General features: G+C 61.5%; 19 protein-coding genes. All 19 read right to left on the bottom strand.

Going from position 1 to position 21,227, the window contains the following annotated elements; translation table 11 throughout:
- Positions 1 to 69 precede the first annotated feature (69 nt).
- Complete coding sequence (locus H097_RS00195; RefSeq protein WP_032856506.1) at positions 70 to 720, bottom strand: DUF799 domain-containing protein; 651 nt, start codon at positions 718 to 720, stop codon at positions 70 to 72.
- Entirely contained in the window at positions 717 to 1,079 is a 363-nt protein-coding gene (locus H097_RS00190; RefSeq protein WP_032856505.1) for a DUF4810 domain-containing protein, read from the bottom strand. Before H097_RS00190 ends, H097_RS00195 begins: the two co-directional genes overlap by 4 nt.
- 29 nt (positions 1,080 to 1,108) lie before the next feature.
- Positions 1,109 to 1,789, bottom strand: coding sequence for a CsgG/HfaB family protein (locus H097_RS00185; protein ID WP_032856504.1), 681 nt, complete (start codon positions 1,787 to 1,789; stop codon positions 1,109 to 1,111).
- Between the two features lie 39 nt (positions 1,790 to 1,828).
- On the bottom strand, positions 1,829 to 2,410 hold the full coding sequence (locus H097_RS00180) for a hypothetical protein (RefSeq protein WP_032856503.1): 582 nt from the start codon (positions 2,408 to 2,410) through the stop codon (positions 1,829 to 1,831).
- A 178-nt stretch (positions 2,411 to 2,588) separates the two neighbouring features.
- Positions 2,589 to 2,834: a hypothetical protein gene (locus H097_RS00175; protein WP_050593281.1), complete on the bottom strand. Its 246-nt coding sequence runs from the start codon at positions 2,832 to 2,834 to the stop codon at positions 2,589 to 2,591.
- A 115-nt stretch (positions 2,835 to 2,949) separates the two neighbouring features.
- The gene (locus tag H097_RS00170) at positions 2,950 to 3,537 is read right to left on the bottom strand and encodes a hypothetical protein (RefSeq protein ID WP_032856502.1); all 588 of its coding nucleotides are present in this window, start codon (positions 3,535 to 3,537) and stop codon (positions 2,950 to 2,952) included.
- Between the two features lie 2 nt (positions 3,538 to 3,539).
- A complete protein-coding gene (locus H097_RS00165; protein WP_032856501.1) occupies positions 3,540 to 4,166 on the bottom strand; it encodes a hypothetical protein in 627 nt (208 codons plus the stop codon).
- 85 nt (positions 4,167 to 4,251) lie between these two features.
- Complete coding sequence (locus H097_RS00160; RefSeq protein ID WP_032856500.1) at positions 4,252 to 6,834, bottom strand: autotransporter outer membrane beta-barrel domain-containing protein; 2,583 nt, start codon at positions 6,832 to 6,834, stop codon at positions 4,252 to 4,254.
- Positions 6,835 to 7,186: 352 nt separating this feature from the next.
- Positions 7,187 to 7,654, bottom strand: coding sequence for a poly-beta-1,6-N-acetyl-D-glucosamine biosynthesis protein PgaD (gene pgaD / locus H097_RS00155; RefSeq protein WP_032856499.1), 468 nt, complete (start codon positions 7,652 to 7,654; stop codon positions 7,187 to 7,189).
- The gene (gene pgaC, locus H097_RS00150; RefSeq protein ID WP_029298825.1) at positions 7,651 to 8,997 is read right to left on the bottom strand and encodes a poly-beta-1,6-N-acetyl-D-glucosamine synthase; all 1,347 of its coding nucleotides are present in this window, start codon (positions 8,995 to 8,997) and stop codon (positions 7,651 to 7,653) included. The genes pgaD and pgaC overlap by 4 nt, the downstream gene beginning before the upstream one ends.
- 3 nt (positions 8,998 to 9,000) lie before the next feature.
- A complete protein-coding gene (gene pgaB, locus H097_RS00145) occupies positions 9,001 to 11,001 on the bottom strand; it encodes a poly-beta-1,6-N-acetyl-D-glucosamine N-deacetylase PgaB (protein WP_032856498.1) in 2,001 nt (666 codons plus the stop codon).
- Between the two features lie 12 nt (positions 11,002 to 11,013).
- Entirely contained in the window at positions 11,014 to 13,464 is a 2,451-nt protein-coding gene (gene pgaA, locus H097_RS00140) for a poly-beta-1,6 N-acetyl-D-glucosamine export porin PgaA (protein ID WP_032856497.1), read from the bottom strand.
- A 298-nt stretch (positions 13,465 to 13,762) separates the two neighbouring features.
- Entirely contained in the window at positions 13,763 to 15,259 is a 1,497-nt protein-coding gene (locus tag H097_RS00135) for a YdgA family protein (RefSeq protein ID WP_032856496.1), read from the bottom strand.
- Positions 15,260 to 15,405: 146 nt separating this feature from the next.
- The gene (locus H097_RS00130) at positions 15,406 to 16,047 is read right to left on the bottom strand and encodes a hypothetical protein (RefSeq protein WP_032856495.1); all 642 of its coding nucleotides are present in this window, start codon (positions 16,045 to 16,047) and stop codon (positions 15,406 to 15,408) included.
- 81 nt (positions 16,048 to 16,128) lie between these two features.
- Positions 16,129 to 17,571: an efflux transporter outer membrane subunit gene (locus H097_RS00125; protein WP_032856494.1), complete on the bottom strand. Its 1,443-nt coding sequence runs from the start codon at positions 17,569 to 17,571 to the stop codon at positions 16,129 to 16,131.
- On the bottom strand, positions 17,568 to 18,458 hold the full coding sequence (locus H097_RS00120) for an efflux RND transporter periplasmic adaptor subunit (protein WP_032856493.1): 891 nt from the start codon (positions 18,456 to 18,458) through the stop codon (positions 17,568 to 17,570). The genes H097_RS00125 and H097_RS00120 overlap by 4 nt, the downstream gene beginning before the upstream one ends.
- Entirely contained in the window at positions 18,455 to 18,664 is a 210-nt protein-coding gene (locus H097_RS00115; RefSeq protein WP_032856492.1) for a DUF1656 domain-containing protein, read from the bottom strand. Before H097_RS00115 ends, H097_RS00120 begins: the two co-directional genes overlap by 4 nt.
- Positions 18,661 to 20,739: an FUSC family protein gene (locus H097_RS00110; RefSeq protein ID WP_032856491.1), complete on the bottom strand. Its 2,079-nt coding sequence runs from the start codon at positions 20,737 to 20,739 to the stop codon at positions 18,661 to 18,663. Before H097_RS00110 ends, H097_RS00115 begins: the two co-directional genes overlap by 4 nt.
- On the bottom strand, positions 20,736 to 21,146 hold the full coding sequence (locus H097_RS00105; protein ID WP_032856490.1) for a MarR family transcriptional regulator: 411 nt from the start codon (positions 21,144 to 21,146) through the stop codon (positions 20,736 to 20,738). The genes H097_RS00110 and H097_RS00105 overlap by 4 nt, the downstream gene beginning before the upstream one ends.
- Positions 21,147 to 21,227 lie beyond the last annotated feature (81 nt).

Here is a 21,227-nt window from a genome sequence, read left to right as displayed (position 1 = left end):
GGGTTAGCGTGCGGTCAGTCGATCCAGGTGGGAGCGGGCAAGCCCGCTCCCACATTGGATTTGCGCGGATCAGTCCGAGCCGTATTTGGGCGAGCGCGGGCCGTAGAGGATGCCGGTGCGTTGCCCGGCCGACAGCAGGCGTGCGCTGGTGATGCCGGCAATCGGGTGCGCTGCGTCGGTGGAGCTGTTGATCACTTGCTTGACCGCCGCCGTGATCAGCATGCCCACCAGGCCGCCACCGTTGTTGTTGCCTTCCTCGCTGGAAGCGCGTGCAGAACCGGTCCACAAGGTGGTGCCGGTACGCAGGTCGACCAGTTTGGCCGAGGCCGTCACCGAGGTATCGCTGGTGACCAGCATGTACTTGGTGCCGTACTCGCTGACAGTGATGTACAGCGCCGCGTCCGCGCCGAAGATCTCATGCAGCTTGCCCGGTGCCACGGCCTGGATATCGTTGGCGGTGGTCAGGCCGTTCTGGCGGAAGGTTTCGTCCACCAGGGCAATCGGCATCACGTAGTAGCCGGCTTCCGCCAATGGGTAGGTCACCTGCGATACCAGGCTGTAGGACGCCTGCACTTCAGGGGATTCATTGATCGGTGGCAAGACCAGGATCGACTTCGGTCGCGCCTGCTTGTACGCCGCGTAATCAAAAGTCTTGGGTGCCGCGCAGCCGCCCAGCAACGCCAGGGCCAGTAAGGCACCGGTGAGTTTCAACAGGCTCATTTCTTCACCTCCGGGGCCTTGGCGTTTCTCAGCAAAAAGTCCATGTAGGCAGCGGACTCGGGGAACAACGCCTTCTCGGTGCGGAACTGCTGCACCATCTGGTCATCCTTGCCCATGCTCAGGTACAGCATGCCCAAGTGGGCGTGGTAGCCCGGCGGGGCCTGGCGGCCACTGGCGTTGATCTTTTGCAGGTCGCGCTCCAGCGCTTCGACCTGGGCTTCCTTGGGCTCACCCTTGAAATACTCATAAACCTGCGGCTGATAGCTTTCCCATTGATACAGGGGCTTGGGTGCCGTCTGGCACCCTGCAACCAGCGCGGTTGCTGTCAGCATCAGCGATAACTTCACTGCCTTGCTCATCCGTGTACTGCTCCTTGAAAACACGTGAATCAGTTACGCGGGTTCCAGGCGCCGGCGTTGATGCCGTCGACCAGGCGATTGATCGCTTCGCGCATGGCCAGGTCCAGGACCTTGCCATTGAGAGTGGAGTCGTAGCTGGCGGTGCCGCCAAAGCCCACTACTTCACGGTTCGACAGCGCGTATTCACCGGCGCCCTGGGTGGAGTACACCACTTCGGAGGTGCTGATGTTGACGATGTTCAGGTTGATCTTGGCGTAGGCCACCTGGGTCTTGCCACGGCCGAGGATGCCGAACAGTTGGCGGTCGCCGGTTTCTTTGCGGCCGAACTCGGTCACATCGCCGGTCACGACGAAGTCAGCGCCCTTGAGCTTCTGCGCAGTGCCTTTGATTTTCGCTTCCTGGGAGATTTCGCCCATGTTGTCGCGGTCCAGCACGCTGAAGCGGTTGGTCTGCTGCAAGTGGGTGATCAGGATGGTCTTGGCCTGGCCACCGAGGCGGTCCACGCCGTCGGAGAAGATCCCGCGCATGTAGCTGGAGCGGTTATCGAACTTGCCCACGGCGATCGGTACACGTACGCCGGAGTAGGCGACGTTGGCGCTGGCGACTTTTTCAATCGGCAGTGCGCGAGAGCTTTCAGTGGCGCAACCGGCCAGCGCCAGCAGCGCTGCGCCGGCAAAGCCTGACAACAGGATTTTTGAGAGTGATTTCACGTAGTGCTCCTAAGTGGTAAATCGAGGCCGCAGGTAACGCTATCGCGATGGAATACCGCGCAGATCGTCAACGATAAAACGGCTAAGCGCGCCGGTGTAGAAGGTCTCTACATTAGAGTTGCCGCTGTTGGTCAGCACCCCGGCCATGGTTTTCATGTTCTGCCAGTCGCCCTTGTACCCAGATGGCATCAGCCCTTGGCGAGCCTGGGAAAAATGCAGCACCTGGGCATCGGCCTTCTTGACCTTGACCTGATAGTTGAAATCGACACTGGCCAGGATGGTGTTGTCATCGACGATGGTCGTCATGAAACCGCCCTTCGTATCTTGAATACGCCGCGTATAGATAACGCTCACATCCAACAGGTAGTCGGCCTTTTCCTTGCTCGTGGCGTAGCGCTTGGCCTTGAGCAAGCGGTCGACCAGGTCGATACCCAGTTGCTGGCGAACCTTGTCATCCGACAGGAAGCGTTCGTTCTTGCCCACCACCTCAACGTCGAAGGTATCGAGCCAATACGTGGCGTTCTTGGGAATGGTCACGGGCGCTGGAGAGATGTAGTACGGGGGCTTGGAAGCACAGCCGGCCAGGAAGGACAGTGCCAGCAGTAAGGCAAAAACGCGCATCTTCGAATTCATCCCTGATTAAGTGCTGCGGCATTTTACGGGGTTGAGAGCGGTTCTCAAGTTGTTTCGTCCTGGCAGGTTCCTGTAGGAGCGAGCTTGCTCGCGAAAAACGTCCAGGCGACGCGTTCATTCGACAAGTGAGCGTTATCGTTTACGTGCTTCGCGAGCAAGCTCGCTCCTACAGGGTTGCGGGGACGGGAATGCGCTGCGCAGGGTCGGCATCCTTACTCATGCCGCCCGGCGCGATGGCCACCCTGGCGCCTCGCGCATAGTTGTAGACCGCCTGGCCAAACCACAGCTGCACCAGCACCATGAGGAAAAAGCGCTTCCAGCTACCGTCAAATCGTAGAAAGCCATTGAGTAGCGCAGCCAGGAGTAAGACCAGGCCAATGCCGTGCCGATATTTGTATAAGTTCGCGACCATGTTCCCCACCTTTGGCCTGTCCGATGGCTGCGACTTGATGGATGTGATTGGGCGACAGTTGAGTCCGCAGCGTTCATAAATAAAAAAGGGGCGCTCCAGTACCGCCCCATTCGCCTTACAACAAGCGGCGCTGCACCGCTTCATCCAGCGTACTGCGGGTCAACGCCTCTACGATCTCACGCGTGTCCTGCCGGAAAGGAACGGCGACGATCAACAACAATTGCATCCAGGTGCGCACCGATTCGCTCTTGCGTACACGGCCCAGCTCTTTGCCGTCCTTGTCCTTGAATACAGTCTCCAGGGTGAAGGTATTCTTAGCCGTTGAGGGGATGATGAAGAACGTCACACCGGTGATGATGGCCGAAGCCATGCTGAACTGTTCATTGTTGTACAACGAGGCTTCGACATAGAGGTCCGACTCGACCTTATCCGTACTGACCCGCGCAAAACGCCCAGACTGACGAAAACCCTCGGCAACCGTCGTTTCCGCAACCGCCGCCGCTGCACCCGTCGCGGTATTGGCCGGGCCACCGTTGACCTGGTTCATGGCCGTGGTACGCACGTACACCGTTGGCTTTTGCTGTGGGGCATTGGCCGTTGGCGGCCAGGCCTGGACCGGCGGCAATTCGTGCTGCGAATAGGACACGCACCCCGTCAGCAAAACAGCGGCGAGCACCCAACTGCGCTTGAGCAAACCCATCATGTTCATTCTCCCTTGAGCTGAGGTGTTGCCAACTTCGCGGTGGCGGTAGCGAGCAGTTTTGAAACCAGTTCATTCAGTTGCTTGGCGCCCATTACCGGTGACCAGTACTCGCGTCCGTACAGGCCGACGTTATGCTCAAACTTGATCTGTTCCTTAGCCGCCGCCAGCTCTTTGCCGTCACGGTCGACGATCACCAGGTCCCCCGCCACATCGAAGCTGTCCACATAAATCGGCCCGTTCACCCAGATCCAGATCGTCAGGGTCAACAACGCGCCGGGGATATAGGCAGGATGCGGAGCGCGATGGCCCTTGAGGGACGTCATGTTGAACTTGAGCACCACATCGTTCTCCCCCAGGCGCACGGGGTACTCGGTGACCTGCTTGAAGTACCCGCCAGCCTTGACGTACTGGTTGAGCTGCATCGTAAGCGAGCGGCTGATGGCTGTACGGGTTGCCTCGTCAGCGCCAGGGATGGCAACCGTGACATCGGCAACCTGCGCCGCGCGGGGGTTGCTGACTGACGCAGGATGAAGCGGAGCGCCCAACGGGCCGGTGACGGTATAGGAGACGCAGCCAGTCATCGATAATGTTGCGATGAGGGCGGCGACCTTGATGAAGATTTTGAGCACGGAACGTCCTTATTGATGAAAATCTTGCGCGGAATGGGATCAGACCACGATTAAAAGTTCAATCATCGTCTGACCCCATTTTTACTTAGAACGCGTAGCGCGCTTTAATCATCACCCCATCGGCATCAAACCCGCTGCGGGCCTGACGGGTGTAGCTGGCGCCGACGCTGAACGCCGAGACTTGGTAGTTCACGCCCACGCTGGCTTCATAGCTGTCACGCGCTACCGATGCGCCGGTCACGCTGAACGTCGAGCCACCGTTTACAAAGCTCGACGTCTGCGCCACGCGATCACCCATCAGGTCGTGATAGGCCATCAAGGTCGCTTCCGGTTGCAGGGTACCGGCGCCCAACGGCAGGTTGCCCGCCAAGCGCACGCCCGCCCCCAACTCGCCCACTTCATAGCGCTGCGAACCAGTGCTGAGCGCTGCCGAAGAGCCCTTCTCATTGAAACCATCCATACGCACGCTGGAATAACGCGCCGCTACACGCGGTTCGATCAGCACGCTGCCCGACGGCTTGAAGCTGTAGCCGCCCAACACGCTGGCCGACAACGCCCGGCTGTCGTAGCTGCCCTTGGCCGTGGTGCCAGCGACGTGGCGCTTGCTGTCGTTGTCGTTGAAGCCGTAGCTCAGGCTGCCATCGACAAACCAGTTTTGCAGCGACCAGTTGCCGTACAGCGACAGGGCATTGCCCTGCACTTCGGTCTTGTTGCCCAGGTCCGAGTGAATGTTGGAGTTGAGGTAGCTGTACGCCGCACCCACAGTGGTGGCGTCGTTCAAGCGACCGTCCACACCTACCGCCATACCGCTGCTGTTGGCCGAGTAACCGTTATCGCCACCGCGACCGTCCTGGTCCATGTTGCTGCTCAGACCCTGCACCCATACACCGCCACGCTCACTGCCATCGCGCTGACCGGCCAGGCGATTGAGGATCGCGCCGTTGATCACGGTCTGCCCAGACAGGGCCACGTCCAGCGCGCCACGGTTCACGTCCGGCTTGAGCTGTTCGCCAATCTGCGCCAATTGCTGGGCAGTGCCGGCGTTGGCCACGGCCTGGAACACCGCGTCGTCCTCGCTCAGTTGCCCCAACACCTCGTTCTTCAGCTCGTTGAGTGCAGTGACCGACGCCGCGCCAGCACCTACGCCGCCCAGATCCTCCTGCACCTGCTCATCGCTCTTCAAGCCCACCACCGCCTTGACGGTTTGCGCATCGGCCGAGTAGCTGAATACATCCAGCAACGACGAGCTACTGGCGACCGTCAGGCCATTGTTTTGCACGCTGGAGGCTTGCAGCAGGGTGTATTCAATACCGCTAGGCACGGCGGTAAAATCACCGGGCTTGGCGCTCAAGGTCACGTTGGAGCCCTGGGCGAAATTCGCTGCGCCGTTGACCGTCAAATAAGGCGTCGTCGGCACGACGCTGTTGGACAAGCGCATATCAACCCCAGCGCCGCTGGCTACATTCAGGTCGCCAGTGATCGCGGTGCCGGCGTCAGACAGGTTCAACGAACCTGCATTGATCGACACCGGGCTGGCAATGCTCTTGCCGGTAAAGTCCGCCTGGCCAGTGATATTCACACCCGTGACACCAAGCACATCACCGACGATTTTGCCGCCACTCCAGTTCAGGCTTGCCAGGTTGGCAGCATCGATGGCCGTGCCGGAATTGCTGCGAATTTCACCGGCTTGCTGGTTGATTTCGAAGGGGGAGGTTTGCTCGTCAATATCGGCATAAATGGCTACGCCATCGGCACTGATGATGCCTCGGTTGACGATACCGCGAGAGCCGGGCGCACTGTTCTGAGCGAAAGTTGCTCCGTGGAAGTCAAAAGCATCAGCCTTTTCGCCTTTTGCTTCGATCGTGCCGGTGTTGAGGATGTAATCGACAGTGCCGTCATAAAAAACCACTCCAGCGGTAGCAGCGCCGTTCGCGGAAATCAGGCCACTGTTTTCGATCCTCAAGGGAGATGTGGGGGTTTCCACCTCGAAAGCCCAGGAGTCGTCGCCCGTGACAGACAACGTACCGGAGTTGAGAATCTTGCCACCGATGCTGATTGGGGAGAGGCCTCCTCGGTCCAGCACCATAGCAAGCGAGTTAACTCCCGTCATTCGTACCACGCCGGTATTGGAAACGTCCCCCGCCACCGTGGTGCCATGCAACCGAATACCATCGCGAAAAGTCCAGGGATTGGATACTGGGGCTGTGGATTGGATGGTCCCGGAGTTGATCACGCTCCCGCCAATCGTAGTAGCACCAATCTCAAAAGCTTGAAACGCCCCGTTACTCTGGGTGATGTTAGCTGCCTGGATAACATCACCAGTGACGGTGCTACTCCCTGGATTGGCAGTCAGTTGCAGCGATGGGTCCACGGCAAACCCTCGGATATCGCGACCCTGACCATCCAAAATAATATCTGCACGATTGATCAACGAACCCTGAATTCTCGTATCGGCGACACTCACTCCCATCCAATTGCTAATGCCTTGGCTAGCGGTCACGTTCGTGGGCTGAGTCACCGTTCCGGTGAAGGTCAGTGATTCACTAAATATCCCGCCGTTCAAGGTGCTCTTGCCTTGGCCAACATCCACTTCAACCGCCAGCACTTGGGTACTGATTGCCCCAACGATCAAAGCCAGCAGGCTTTTTTTAAACGGCTTTGGCTTCATGTAAAACTCCATGTATGACAGGCAGCTACGCCCACACTCTCAGCGACGCCAGGTATAAAACCGCAACGGCCTATTCGAGCACCTGCCCCTGACCGGTGAGCCATGTATTGAGCAGGCCAGTGATCAGTGGCGAACAGATTGTCTGCACCCAGCTTTTTAGTTGAGCGAAGTACTCATCTGGATAGGCGATTAATTGATTAATAACAACCAATTACTCATTAGACGTTAAGCAAAAACCGCTTTAAGTCGGGTTAACACCGTGATTATCATGGAGCCGCCGAACGAACCAAATAGGAAACCTCCTAAAAATTTACAGACTCCCCCTACAGCTAAATAGTTTTCCCCACTTCACCTAGCTATCTTGCCCTACCACCAGTTTCAACTCTGGCCGCCGCACCTCACGGGAATCATGCGACGTCACCGCCTGCACCCCGCCCTCCTGATCGTTATGAATCACCAACACCCCCGGTCGGCGCAGTTGTTCAAGCTCGCCAGCCGCCAGGCGGAAGCTCTCGCTCAAGCCGTGGTCACTCAGCGCCTTGGTCGCCGTACGGCGCTGGGCAAATTGCTTGCCGCGCCGTTGTTGGTAGCGCGCCCAACTGATCAGCAGCACCGCATTGAACAGGGCGATCCACAGGTAGATCTGCAAGGTGTTCAGCGCGGCGAAGATCGGTGCATCGATACGTGGGCCGCCGTTGCTATCGAGCATCGGCACCAGCCCGCGCACCAGCAGGAGCACCAGGCCGGCCCAAGCCATCAGGGTCAGGAAAATATCGATGGCCTGCATCACAGGCCGCTGTGGGGTGCGGATCAGGTTCATGGGTTCACTTCCTTGGCAGGTGCCTTGATGCCGCGATCCGGGCTGACCCAGCGCGCGCGTTTCTGATGTTGGCGGAACAGGACTTTGGGGAAGCTGACCAGGGTGGTGAACAGGCTCACCAGCCAGAACACCAGCGGGTACCAGACGGTCCAGAACAGGGTTTTCCACAGGCCGCGCTCGTAGCGCCGGTCGATCATGATGCTCACGGCAAATTGCACCAGGCACACCACCGCCAGCAGCAAGCCGGTGAAGGCCGGTGGCATCAGCGAGCCGACGGCAATCGCCTCGGGCAACGGCACGACTTTGCCCACGCCCCAGAAGATCACCGACAACAGGAAGGTGAAGGCCCAGCCCGTGGACAGGCAGTATTCGAACAGCAGCGGCCACAGGTAGCGGTGGCGCCATTGCCAGATCCCACGGATGTTCTTGAACAGCACTTCGGCGCCGCCCTGGGCCCAGCGCAGGCGCTGTTTCCACAGGCCGCCGAGGGTTTCCGGCATGAGAATCCAGCACAGCGCACGCGGCTCGTAGAAGATGCTCCAGTGGTCCAGTTGCAGCTTCCAACTCACGTCGATGTCTTCGGTGATCATGTCGGTGCTCCAGTAGTCGACCCGGTCCAGGGCCGCCCGCCGAAACGCCACCACCACACCGGAGACGGTGAAGATCCGCCCGAACACCCGCTGGGTACGCTTGATCAAGCCGATGATCGAAGAGAACTCGCCCACCTGCACCCGGCCGATCAAGGTCGAGCGCGTGCGGATCCGTGGGTTGCCGGTCACCGCGCCAAGCCGTGGGTTGTCGAGCATCGGCGCCACCAGGTAAGCCGCCGCGTTGCGGTCGAGCAAGGCGTCGCCATCGATGCACACCAGGTATTCGCTGTGGGCCGCCACGGCGCCCATGCGCAAGGCCACGGCCTTGCCCTGGTTTTGCGCCAGATGCAGCACGCGCAAGCGCGGCTCATGCAGCGCCAGGGCATCGAGCACCTGGGCAGTGTTGTCGCTGGAACCGTCGTTAATCGCAATCACTTCCAGGTTGCGATAGCGCTGGGCCAAGGCCGCGCCAATGGTCTCGGCGGCGTTGTCACCTTCGTTGTAGCAAGGGATCAGGATCGAGATCAGCGGCTCGCCCTTGAGTACCGGCGCCGGGGTGTCATCGGCCCACGGCCAGTGGCGTTCCCAGTGCAGCCAGAAGTACAGGCCGCCGGCGATCCACAGCCCGGACATGAACAACGGGTAGAAAAACACGAATTCCATCAGGAACTGCCCAGTGACCAGGAAGATCAGGCCCAGGGGCACACCCAACACCAACGCCAAAACGAGAAGAGCTAGGATTCTGTCGAACATGAGTCAAGGATTCCATTTGTTGGAAAGGGCCGGACGCACGGTGTTCAGATCCGGCGAATTCTCCAGGAAGTTGTCGGGGTAGTAGCCAAAACTGCTGGCGCCCTGGCGCTTGAGCACGCCCATCCACTCGGCCATTTGCGCACCGGAAAGATCCGGTGCGGCCGGGGTGCGCCAATCCTTGGCCTGCAATTCGAAGACTGTGCGCTGCATCGCACCGGGCCGGGCCTTGACCGTGGCCACGAGTTTTTCCAGCCACGCGTTGGAGTTTTTCAGCGACTGGCCTTCCATCAATGGCATCGCCATCGGCGCGGTCCAGTCGTAGTGCTGGAGGAAGTCGTCGAGGTTCTGCGCAAACCAGGCTTCGCTGGCCGGGTTGAGCATCGGTTCGGCGAAGATGTTGCGCGCGGTGAGCACTTCCGGGCCGCGCAGGGTGCGGACCTTGGCGGTCAACTCATGGGTGAAGTCGATCAGGTAGCGGCTCTTGAAACGGGTCCAGCGCTGCATCACCTCAGGGTCGGCGCGCAGTGCCTGGATGCTGCCCGGCAGGCCATTGGCTGCGTAGGTTTTCAGGGCTTGGGGGCTGGCGTCTTCAAAGTCCGAAAGCACGGCGTCGTCGTGGAACAACACGCCGTGGATAGCGCTGGTACGGGCGAGGTCTTCGTAGATCTCACCGATGATTTTGCGCACCTTGGGATCGAACGGCGACAGCCGCTGGTACTGCTTCGGGTCGACGGCCACCTTGCCGGTGGCCGGGTCCCAACGGCTGACGCGGGGCAGCTTGGGGTCCAGGGCAAAGCTGAGCACGGGCATCCATGCGTAGACTTTGACCAGGCCGCCACGGGTGTGCAACTGCCAACTGACACGGTTGAACAGGTCGGCACGCATCGGCAAATGGCGGTTGGGGAAGTACAGCGAACGCGCCAGGCCATCGCCCTTGGGATCGGCGAACGCCTGGAGGAACACGGTGTCGACGCCCATGTCCAGCACGCGCTGGACCAATGCGTCGAGGTTGCGCACTTCTTGCGCCTTGTCCGGGTCGTAGACCTGATCCAGGTCCACATGCAGCACGCGCATCGGCGCTTTGACCTGCGCCGAGACCATGCTGTTGGCGAAGTCCTCGCCGTACGGGTCGTTGTCCACTAGAAAGCGCGGGCTGCTCATCAAGTTGCCGAGGTTGTCGAGGCCGTCCTCCAGGGTCAGGGCCATCTGGTAACCCTGCTCGCCCACCACCGCCAGGGAGGTGCCGTCCGCCGCCCCGTATGGCCAGACCCACACACGCGGGGCCTTGCCGGTAACGGCGCGGATCTTATTGGAAATCGCCGCGACGTCGGCGCGCATCCGCGCCTGGAACTGCGCTTCGGGCTCATAGCTGCGGGTGACCGGGTCATAGCGCCGAGTGGCGGCGGCCGGCTCCATGTTGCCCTGGGGATTGGCCAGCACACCTTTGTGAAGGGCGTCGGTATGCGCGGCGATTTCCACCAGGCCCGATTGCGCCACTTCGCGCACTTGTTGCCAGGTCAAAAACTCCCCGCGCTCACGCGGCACACCGGCAAAATCCACCGGTTGGTTCAACGGCGTGTCGACCCAACTGCCCACCGGCGCCAGCACCGCAGGCCACTGGTAGGCACGCAGGATCGGCATCACGCGGGTGTAGAAGCTCGAATAGCCGTCGTCAAAGCTGAGCATGACGGCTTTGGGCGGCAACTGTGGCCCGCCGGCGCGGGCGGCAAGGACCTGATCGACGCTGACCGCCTGGTAGCCGTTCTCGCGCAGCCAGGACAACTGTTCGATCAAGCGTTCGGTACGCACCGCCACCACTCTCTGGTCGGGATCACGGTCGTTGACATCGTGGTAGGCAATGCCCAGGAAATGGTTTTTCGGCCACGGCGCTTCGTTGACCGGTTTGAGTCGTTCAGCAGGTGGCGTAAAAGGCGCGGGGGACTGGGCACAGGCACTGCTCAGCAAAAAACCCAGGGCCAGCAGGCAACGGGAAACAAGGGTCATGATCGGACTCTTCTAGAAACGGTAAGTGAGGTCGACGAGCAGGCGCACATCGCTTTCGCGCTGACCGTCATAAGGTCGGTTGATCCAGCTCAGGTTGGCGCCGGTTTCCAGTACGTCGTTCCAGCGATAACGCTGGCCGTAACTGAGCAAACCAATGGCGCCGGTTGAGTAATCGCGCTGGCTGTAGGTGCCCGCACCGGCCTGGAACTGCTGACTCCACTGGGTTTCGTAGCGGTGATAGAGCACATGGTTGACGCTCACCGTGGGGAGCACGCTGAAGTCTGAACGCGGGTTGAAATACGCGGCTTCTTCCTTGCTGTTGCGGCTGGCGGCGACTTCCAGGCCAAGGTCCACTTGCACGCCCGGCGAGCGGTAGACGCCCTCACGGCCGCTGAGCAGCGCCTCGACACGGTCGTTGCCGTCGCTGAAGTGGGACGGGCTCAGCGCCAGTCTCCACTCACGGCTCTCGTTGGCGCGCCAACGGATAAACCCGCTGCCGCCATTGGCCGTGACGTTGGCATTGAGCGCACGCAACGGTGTGCTGGCGGCCAGGTAGTCAAGACTGCCCCCGTACTGCCAGTGGTCGTTGATGTCACGCGCAATCGCCAGGCGTGCGCCCTGCTTGGTGCCTTTGCCGTAGGAGTGATTGGAGACTTCGGCCTCCAGGGTCATATCACGGGTGCGCCGCTCCACACCCAGGCGCTGCCAGCGGTGGTGGCCAGTGCCTTCTTCAAAGTCGGCGGTGGCGTAGCCGATACCGCCGAATATCCGCCAGTCTTCATCGATGGGCGGGCTGTAGAGCAGGGTTTCGATGCCCCAGTCGCGGCTACCCGACACCGCCCCGCCGCCATGACTTTTACCGGTCTCGGCTTCGATGCGCAGTTCAGCCATTTCATGCACCTTGCGCAGGCGCTGGAGGCGTTGGACCTGGCGATTTTCCGGGGCGCGGTCGACCACGTCATCGGCGAGCACATCAAGCTGGCGCCACTCCTGCAGCTCCAGCGCGTTGTAGCCTTGGGAGACTTCCAGGTCGATATGGCGGGGGTTCTGGTTTTCCGCATCCTTGAGGGCAATTTCGGCACGCCGCGGCCAGGCGCGGGCGCGGAACATGTCCGCCTGGGCCACACGCATGCCGACATTGCCGGGCGAGGTGCGCACCAGGTTCTCCAGGCTTTTTTCACTGGTGGGCAGATCAGCGCCGTAGGTCGCGGCCTGGGCCGCCAGTTGCTGGGCGGCCAGCCACGCGTCGTTGGGGTTGCCGAGGGGCAGCCCCTTGAGTTCAACCCGAGGCTTTTGCGTGCTCGCCAGGTCGTTTGCGACGGCCCGGGCTTCGCCGGTCTGGTCGTTTTCCAGCAGGGAGTAGTACAGCGCGGTGCTGTCTACCACTTGGTTGCTGGGGTCGGCGTCTGGCGCTGCCACCGCTTGGCGAAACAGCGGCGCAGCCTTTTCCGGCAAGCGTTGATCGAGGTAGGCGGCGGCCACCCAGCGCAGGGCGTAGCCGGGCAGTTGCACGCCTTGAGCTTGCAAGGCTTCGTAGTCGTGGATCACCTCGGCAGTACGTGCACGGGCCTTGAGCGCGCCCATCCGGTCGATGCGCCAGCGCACCACATCGTCATGGGCACTGGCATCCGGGGTCCAGGTGGCGATCAGTCGGTCGTAATCCTTGAGGGCGCGGTCGGCGATCACAAAACGTTCGCTTTCACTGCGCGTCGGGAATTCAGCCAGGCGCACACGTTCGGCCGCCAGGTCACCTTCCAGGCGGCGCTGGGTCACCGGGTCCAGCAGGCCGGGGTGACGCGCACTCAGGCGCAAGGCCGGCTCCGGCATACGTGCACGTTGCAGGGCGATCAGGTATTCGCGCACCACGTCAGGCCGGTTGCCGGCGCGGATAAAGGCTTGGTCGAATTCGAACAATGAGTCGAAGGTCTGCCCGGCCCGGGACAACGCGTAGCCCAGCGCCATGCGCCGTTCCACATCCTCGGGCTTGGCCGCTACCAAGGTGCGGGCACGCTGTACGGCTTCGGCGGCTTTGCCACTATCGGCCAGGGTCAGGGCCAGGCCCAGTTGCAGGTCCGGGTTGTTCGGTTCACGCAGCAACGCCTGGCGATACACGGCCTCGGCAGGCGCCCAACGCTGTTGATCGCGGTAGGTGCGGGCCACGGCGGTCAACGCTTGGGTGGTCAGTTGGCGCTGGCGCCCCTGAGTCTCATAGACCTTGAGTACTTCGTCATCCTGGCGCGCCCAACTGGCGATCAGCAGGTGGTCGCTGACCTGGCCGGAGGTCTGGCGTTCGGCAGGCAATTGGCGCAGCAGGTTGAGTGCCGGGGTGTAGTTGCCGGTACGGGCCTGGCGAATCAGCGAATCATAGGCAGGATCGGCCACGGCCAGGGTCGGCAGCAACAAGGCAGCACCGATCAGTAGACGCAATCGGCCAGGGCCGGTGGGTGAGAGGTTACGCAGCATGTCGTCAGCTTCCTTACTTGGAAAGCTGTAGCGATAGGTTCGCCTGTACAACACGCATCAGGCCGCCGGTGTCTGATGACCCGGTCAAGCTTTCCTGTGCGCAATATCCCTGAGAAGGGTATGGAATAGGGCAAATCAGGACAATTGTTCAGAATCGCCCTACAAGCCAATGGAGATCAGATGTGGGAGCGGGCTTGCTCGCGAATGCGGTGTATCAGTCAACATATCCATGACTGACCCACCGCATTCGCGAGCAAGCCCGCTCCCACATTTTGGGTCGGTGCCGGCCTACAGAGGCTTACTGCGCGCCGCTGACCGCCCCCAGTTTGCCCAGTACGCCGCCGATGAACTGCTCGACGGTCATTTTCTGGCCATTGAAGGTCACTTCATTGTTGGCGTAGTGCAGCTTGGCCAGGATGTCGTTGCCTTCCAGGGTCGCCAGTTGTGTGCCAACGGCCATGCCGCTGAGCATCTCGCTGGCCATCTGGGACTGCTGCTCAATGGCTTTCGGGTCGGTCACGCCATCGATCTGCGCTTGCAGGGCGGCAACATCGCCAATCATCGGCTTGGACAGGGTCAGGTTGGCATCGAGCAGCGTGATGATCTGCTTGCCCAGCTCAACAGGTGGCAGTTCCATGGTGGACGGTTTGGTCATGTCCACCACCAGGTTGAAGCGGCTTTCGCCATTGGCGGTCTTGAGGGACAGGTTTTCCAGGGCCACTTGTGGCTTGGCGGCCAACAGTTGTTCAACGTTGGCCTGGGCCAGCGCTTGCTCGGCTTCGCTCAGTTGCAGCTCGGGGATCGGCTGCCCAGCCGCCTGAGCGGCCTGCACCGGTTGCATCTTGTCCTGATACAGCTTGGTCAACACCATCGCCGCCGGCACGTCGATGTTTTTCATGCTGATCGCCATGGCTGCCGAACCCACGGGTTTGCCCTGGTAAGTGATCTCGGCGATTTTGTAATCAACGCGACCCTGCATGTTGTTGTCTTGGGTGTCGCTGCTGTCTTTCTGCTCGAAGCCCTTGATGTTAAGCACAGCTTGCTGCGGGCCAAAAGTGAACTTGCTGTTGCTCAGCCCGACGGTGTTCTTGCCGATGTAGAACCCGAAGTTGGTCTTGGACAGGTTGCTCGCCAGCGTCAGGCCATTGAGCTCGGCCTGGAACGGTGCACCTTTGGGGTCGACCAGGGAGATCTTGAAGGCGTCCATATAGCCGTCAACCTTGATCTCTTCGCCTTTGGCAGTGTTGAAGAAGTCGAGCTTCATGCCGGAGAAGTTGACGCTGTTGGTGGCGTCCTTGAACTCCAGGGGCAGCAGTTCCAGCGTGCCGTTCACCGAACGGTTGAAGCCGATGTTGGCCACACCTTTGATAGGCGACACGTCTTTGGTGGCAGCGAACCATTTTTCGGTGGTCGGGTTTTTCTCAAGGGCCAGATGGCTGGAAGCCAGCACCGGCCACAACTTGAGGCTCATCAGGCGCGAAAACGGCAGCGGGCCGTGTTCGATATTGTCGACAAACAGCAACTCACTGTCTTTGAACTGCTCACCGAACACCGCGCCTTGCGCCTTGAGGCGGAAGTGGCCGGTGCTGCTGAACCAGCCACGATCCAGGGAGACCATCTCCAGGGTCATGCGGCCATCGACGCCGGCCAGGGAGCGTTCCATTTCCTTGTTCGCGTCTTCGATCGAGGTTTTCAACACCCCTTCCAACTGGCTGCCGGTGTACCAGGCACCACCGGCACTGACCACGCCGACGGCGGCAACAAAACCCAAGAGTACAACGGCTGATTTATTCATGAAGTGACCTGATCCAATCCTGTGCGATGTGGGCTGTCTTCCCTGACCTCCGAAGTGGAGTGTCGGCTCAAGCCCGCCGGAAACCGGGCAAGGTTAGCACTGGCAGGGGGGCATGGCGCAATGCCCTTGACTGGCCGACCACCCGGCTACGGGCGCTCTAGGTATTCGGTCTCGATCTCATCGAGTTGGTGGTCGAAGCTTTTAAGGCGTGCGGTCCAGGTGTACACCAGCACTTCAAACTCGCGATGGATCACCGCATTGCCTGGCGTGTCGGCCTTGGGATCGTAGAAATCCAACTGGTAACGCTCGCGAGCCATGGCGGTGGCGACGTCGGACAGCTCCCGGGCGTTGTTCAGCCAATGCCGCCCTTCGGCCACTTGCCGGTCGAGTACCACGCATTGTTTTTTCAAGGCTTCGAGGCTTTTTTCCAGCGGTGTGCCGGTCAGCTCGCCCATGACTTCCTGGAACGTGCGCCCAGGTTGCCAGTAGCTGCCCCAGAAATAGCGGTCGAACACGGTCTCGACCCGGCGCAGGGCGACCTTGGTATCCCAGATCGCCACCCGTGTCTTGCCTTGGTCGAGGAGTTTTTTCTGGGTGCGCTGGCTCTGGTAGGACGCCCACGCCACCACGCCAACGGATAACGCGGCGATCAGCGCACAGGCGCTGTCGAGGAACACCATGGCCTTGTCGAGTTGATGGGCCAGCATGACGCCATAGAAGTACGTCGCCGATAACAACACCAGGGCGAAAAGCACGCACCAGAAAGCGGGAGCATAAGGGTTTTTCATTATTGGAATCCCCATGAACAACGCAGGCAGTGATCAGCGGGCCATCACGAAAGCCCGTCTGATCAAAGCATAGCAATCGCCTCAGGGTTTGCCGGGTTCTGCACCGTGCGTTCGTCCGCTTTCCCAGCCACCGCCCAGGGCCAGGAACAAGTCGATCTGGCTCATTGCCACTTGGGTGTTGGCCTGCGCCAGTTGGGCGCGCATGTCGGTGTAGGTGCGGGTGGCTTGCAAGTCGGCGAGGAACGACTCACGCCCGGCCAGGAAGAAGCGGTGCGTCTGGTCGGCGGCCTGTTGCGCCGACTGCTCGGCCTCGGCCAGGGCATCGCGGCGCTGCAGTTGCGCGGTGTATTGCGCCAGGCCGGTCTGGGTCTCGCGGATAGCGTTGAGCACCACCCCGTCAAAATGCGCCAAGGCGCCCTGGGTCGCGGCCTCGGCTTCATGGATGCGCGCGCGCGAGCCGTTGGACGGCACCGTCCAGCTCAACAGCGGGCCGAAGCCCCAACGGTTGGTGGCCGGTTTGCCAAGGTTGTCGATAATGCCGACGGTGCCGATGGAGGCACCGATGCTGATGTCCGGGTACAGCTCGCCGGTGGCGACGCCGATGCCCGCCGTCGAGGCCGCCAGCCGGCGCTCGGCCTGGCGTACATCCGGCCGACGCTTGAGCAGCGCCGCACCATCGCCCACCGGCAGCAATTGGGCAATATGCGGCAGCTCGGCGCACTCACGGGTGCCGGCGGGCAGTTGGTCCACGGGCTTGGCCAGCAGCATCGACAGGCGGAACAACCCGGCCTGGCGCGCGGCCTCAAAGCGCGGCAGTTCGGCACGCAGCGACTTGAACTGGGTTTGCGAACGGGTGACTTGGGTTTCATCACCGCGCCCAGCGTCACGCAGGCGCTGGGTCAGGCGCGTGCCTTGGGCTTGCAGGTCGAGGGAATGGCGGGCAATTTCCAGCTCTTCGTTGGCTGCGCAGACCTGGGTGTAGGAGCGCACCACGTCCGCCACCAGGGTGATGCGCGCGGTATCGACGGCGGCCTGGGTCGCGTCGGCATTGGCCTGGGCGCCTTCGATGCCGCGCTGCAAGGTGCCGAACAGGTCGAACTGATAAGAAGTGGTGATGCCGATATCTGCGACATTGGCCACCGGCACCTTATCCGCCTGCAGGAAGGCTTCGCCGGACTCCTGCAAGCGTTGGGCGCCGAGCTTGACGCCACCGCTCCAACCGCCCGCCGATTGCGCTTCCTGTACCTGGAAACGCGCCCGTTGCAGGTTGGCCGCCGCCACGCGCAAGTCGGTGTTGGAGGCCATGGCCTGACGCACCAGCTCATCCAGGCGCGGGTCCTGGTACAACTTCCACCAGTCGGCGGGCACCGGGGCCGAGACTACATTGCTGCCCTGCCCGGCCAGTTGGCCTTGCAGGTCGCCACGGTTCACGGCGGCTTCGTCCGGCAGGTGATAGTCCGGGCCGACCACCTGGCAGGCAGACAGCAACAACCCCAGCCCAGCGGTCGCCAGCAGTCGCTTCATGGCTGGTCTCCGGGCTTGGGCTGGTCCGCGATGATCGACACGGTGGCGGTGCGCCCGGCAATCATGCGGAAGTCTGCCGGCACATCGTCAAAGGCAATGCGCACCGGGATCCGCTGGGCCAGGCGCACCCAACTGAATGCCGGGTTGACGTTGGGCAGCAGGTTGGCGCCGCTGGTGCGGTCGCGGTCTTCGATCCCGGCGACGATGCTCTGCACATGGCCGCGCAAGCGCGCGTTATCACCGACCACGCGGATATCCACGCTCTGGCCGACATGAATGCCGTCCAGCTTGGTCTCTTCAAAATAGCCGTCGATATGGAAGGAATTACTGTCCACCACCGACAGCACCGGGCGCCCGGCGGTGACAAATTCCTGGGCCCGGGGGGCGCGGTCGTTGACGTAGCCATCCACCGGGCTGCGGATCACCGAGCGGTCAAGGTTGAGCTGGGCGCTGTCCACCGTCACCTGCGCTTCGGCCAGGGCCGACTGGGCGCGGGCCACGCGGGACTGGCTTTCTTCCAGTTGCTCGCTGGCTACCAGGTTGCCCAGGCCACGGTTGCGCTTGGCTTCGCGTTGGGCCTGGGCCAGGGTTTCCTGGCGGTCGGCCACAGCGGCCTGGGCCTGGCGCAAGGCGAGCTTGAAGCGGTCCTGGTCGACGGCAAACAACACTTGGCCACGGGTCACCAACTGGTTGTCGCGCACGTCCACTTGCTGGATCAGCCCGGACACGTCCGGGGCGATCTGCACGATATCGGCACGGATATGCCCGTCGCGGGTCCAGGGGGCAAACATGTAGTACATCACCATGCGCCAGACCACGACGCAGGCAAAGGTCACTACCAACAGCGTCAGGACCACACGGCCAATCGTCAAAAAAGGTTTTTTCATGTCATCAGGTATCGACTGAGTGAGTCCACAGCGCCCAGCAACAGCGCGTAGAGAGCCACATTGAATAATGCCCGGTGCCAGACCAGGCGATAGAAGTGGGCACGGGTCAACAACCCGTGCACCACCAGGTAAAAGCCATACGTAATGCCCATCAGCACCAGCAGCGTGGGCAGGAACACTCCGCTGATGTCCAGGTCACCGATCATAGAGGCGCTCCATCAGGCAGCGGCGCTTGCATCTCGGCGCCGCCAATGAATTCAACCCCAGGCAACAGCGCCAGGCGCAGGCCGGCCAAGGCGTGCAACAGGTGCAGGCGGGTATCGTCCTCGCCTTGCAGGCCCTGGCCGTTGAGCGCGCGGCGGGTGCGATCGAGGGTCATCAGCAGGCCGCTGGGCGCGGGCAAGCGCTCACCGGCTTTAAGACAGGCCTTGAAGTAAACCCCGACGCCTTCGACCACTTGGTTGAGCAACACCCGTGGCACGCCAAGGATGCGCGGCGAGTAGGCCAGCAGGTCGAGCAGGTTCAGTGCCACCCGCAAATCACGCAGGGCAATACCGGTGTCCTGGCCGGTGAGGGCCAGGCGCGGCAGGTGCTGCATCAGGCGGTCGAGCATTTGCACGGCCATGTGCCGGTGCTCGGCCAGGGTCGCAGGTTCGGTGAGGCCGACAATATCGCGCCAACTGAAGCGGGTCAGGCGCTTGGCCGCCAGTTCGGCGCCAAAGGGCCGGGCGATCAGCGTCCACACAAAGGCAAACAGCAGGCCCACGGGACCGGCCAGGTTGACGTTGGCGAAGTTGAGGAAGTCCGCGTCATAGGCCCCCTGGATACTGATGAATGACGAGGTGTTCACCAGCGTCAGCAACATGCCCAGGTAAAAGCGCGGCTGCACGGTGAGGGTGCCGATGCAGATAAACGGTACGGCGAACGCCAGCACCAGCATCGGGAAATCGTGCAGGTTGGGCAGCACCAGAAACAGGTAGAGACTGGCGAACAGCACCGACATCGCCGTCCAGAAAAAGAACCGATAAATCTGCGGCGCCGGGTCGTCCATCGAGGCGAAGAAGCTGCACGCCACCGCCGCCAGAATCACCGCACTGCCGCCGTCGGTCCAGCCCAGCAGAATCCACAGCACCGAGGCGACGATGATCGCGGTGACGGTGGAGAATGCCGAGTAAAACATCAGGCCACGGTCGAGGAATGGCGTGAGCCGGCCCAGGCGCCAGTGACGGTAGACGGCGCGCCAGGTGTCCTGGCTTTCGCACTCAATGGCGGCTTGCAGGCTGCGGCAGTCTTGCCACAAGTCGATCCACTCACCAAGGCGGTACAGCGCGTTGGAAAACAGCAGGGTGTGGCGATCGTCCAGCGCTTCGCCTTGGGGTTGCAGGGCGTCTAACTGGTCGCGCAAGGCGCGCCAGCTTTCCAGCGGTGCGCCTTGTCGGGTGTCTTCCAGCCATTGCTGGGTGGCTTGGAGTATCGGTGTGAGACGATCGAGAAACTGCGGGGCACGGTGTTCGATGGCGTACAACGCATCATCCAGTGCATCCACCACCGGCAGCAGGTGGATCATGCGCCCACGCAGTTCCTTGGTGTTACGCACTGTCTGCGGCCGTGCGCCTTCGTGGGGCAACTGGCCGATCATCAATTCGAGGGTGTTGAAGGTGGCGACCATAGCGCCGCGCAGGTTGCTGACTTCTTCAGGCTGCACATTGCGCATCAGAAAGCGCTGGCTGTAGACCTGGGCATCGGCAAACCACTGGGCCACCGAACCATCGAACACCGGCATAAGGCGGCGCGGCCAGAACATCGCGCCCACCACGGCGGCCACCGCGATACCGAGGAAGATTTCTTCGGTCCGCGCCTCGGCCACATCCCACACCGCCAGGGGGTTATCCACCACCGGCAGGGCGATCAGCGGCAGGGTGTAGCCGGCCAGCATCAAGGCGTAGTTATTGGCCGTGCGCAGGTGCATGGAGAGGAACAGCAAAGTGCCCGTCCACAATGCGATCACCACCACCAGAATGTAGGGCGACTGCACAAACATCGGCACAAAAAACACCGCTGCCGCCGCGCCCATCAAGGTGCCGATGGCGCGGTACAACGCCTTGGAACTGGTGGGGCCGACAAACGGGCTGGAGACGATATACACCGTGGCCATCGCCCAATACGGACGCGGCATTTGCATGAGCATGGCGATGTACAACGCGATCATCGAGGCGGCGAAGGTACGCACACCGTAGAACCAGTCGCGGGCGGGCGGGAAGCCGCTGAAAAATCCGTTCAAAGTGTCGCCGCCTCAAAGGCGCGCAGCACACGTAGCGCGGCTTCCATATCGGTAGGCGCAATATCGGCCAGCACTTCACGGCGCAGGCGCACCAGTTGTGCTTCCACCGCTTGCACCAGCTCACGACCGCGCTCGGTGAGGCTCAAGGCCTTGGCGCGGCGGTCGTGGATATCTTCGGTGCGGCACACATAACCACTGTTGCACAGTTGGTCGAGCAAGCGCACCAGGGATGGGCTTTCCATCCCCGACGCCTGGGCCACCTTGACTTGATGCACACCGTCGCCGAGACGGCCGATCATCAGTAAAGGCACCGCACAGGCTTCGGAAATACCGTAGCTCACCAGGGTGCTCTGGCAGATTTTGCGCCAGTGACGGGCGCCAGCCACCATGCTGCTGCTGAGGCTCATGTGAAGGTGTTCGAGGGATTGGGACACGGGATAGTTCGCATACAGTTAGTTTGCTAACTATCAATATGGTCGAGGAATGGA

The organism is Pseudomonas sp. FH4, assembly GCF_000510915.2.
GTDB classification, from domain to species: domain Bacteria; phylum Pseudomonadota; class Gammaproteobacteria; order Pseudomonadales; family Pseudomonadaceae; genus Aquipseudomonas; species Aquipseudomonas brenneri.
The sequence above is the reverse complement of the archived record's forward strand: the minus strand, read 5'-3'. Positions and strand labels throughout refer to the sequence as shown.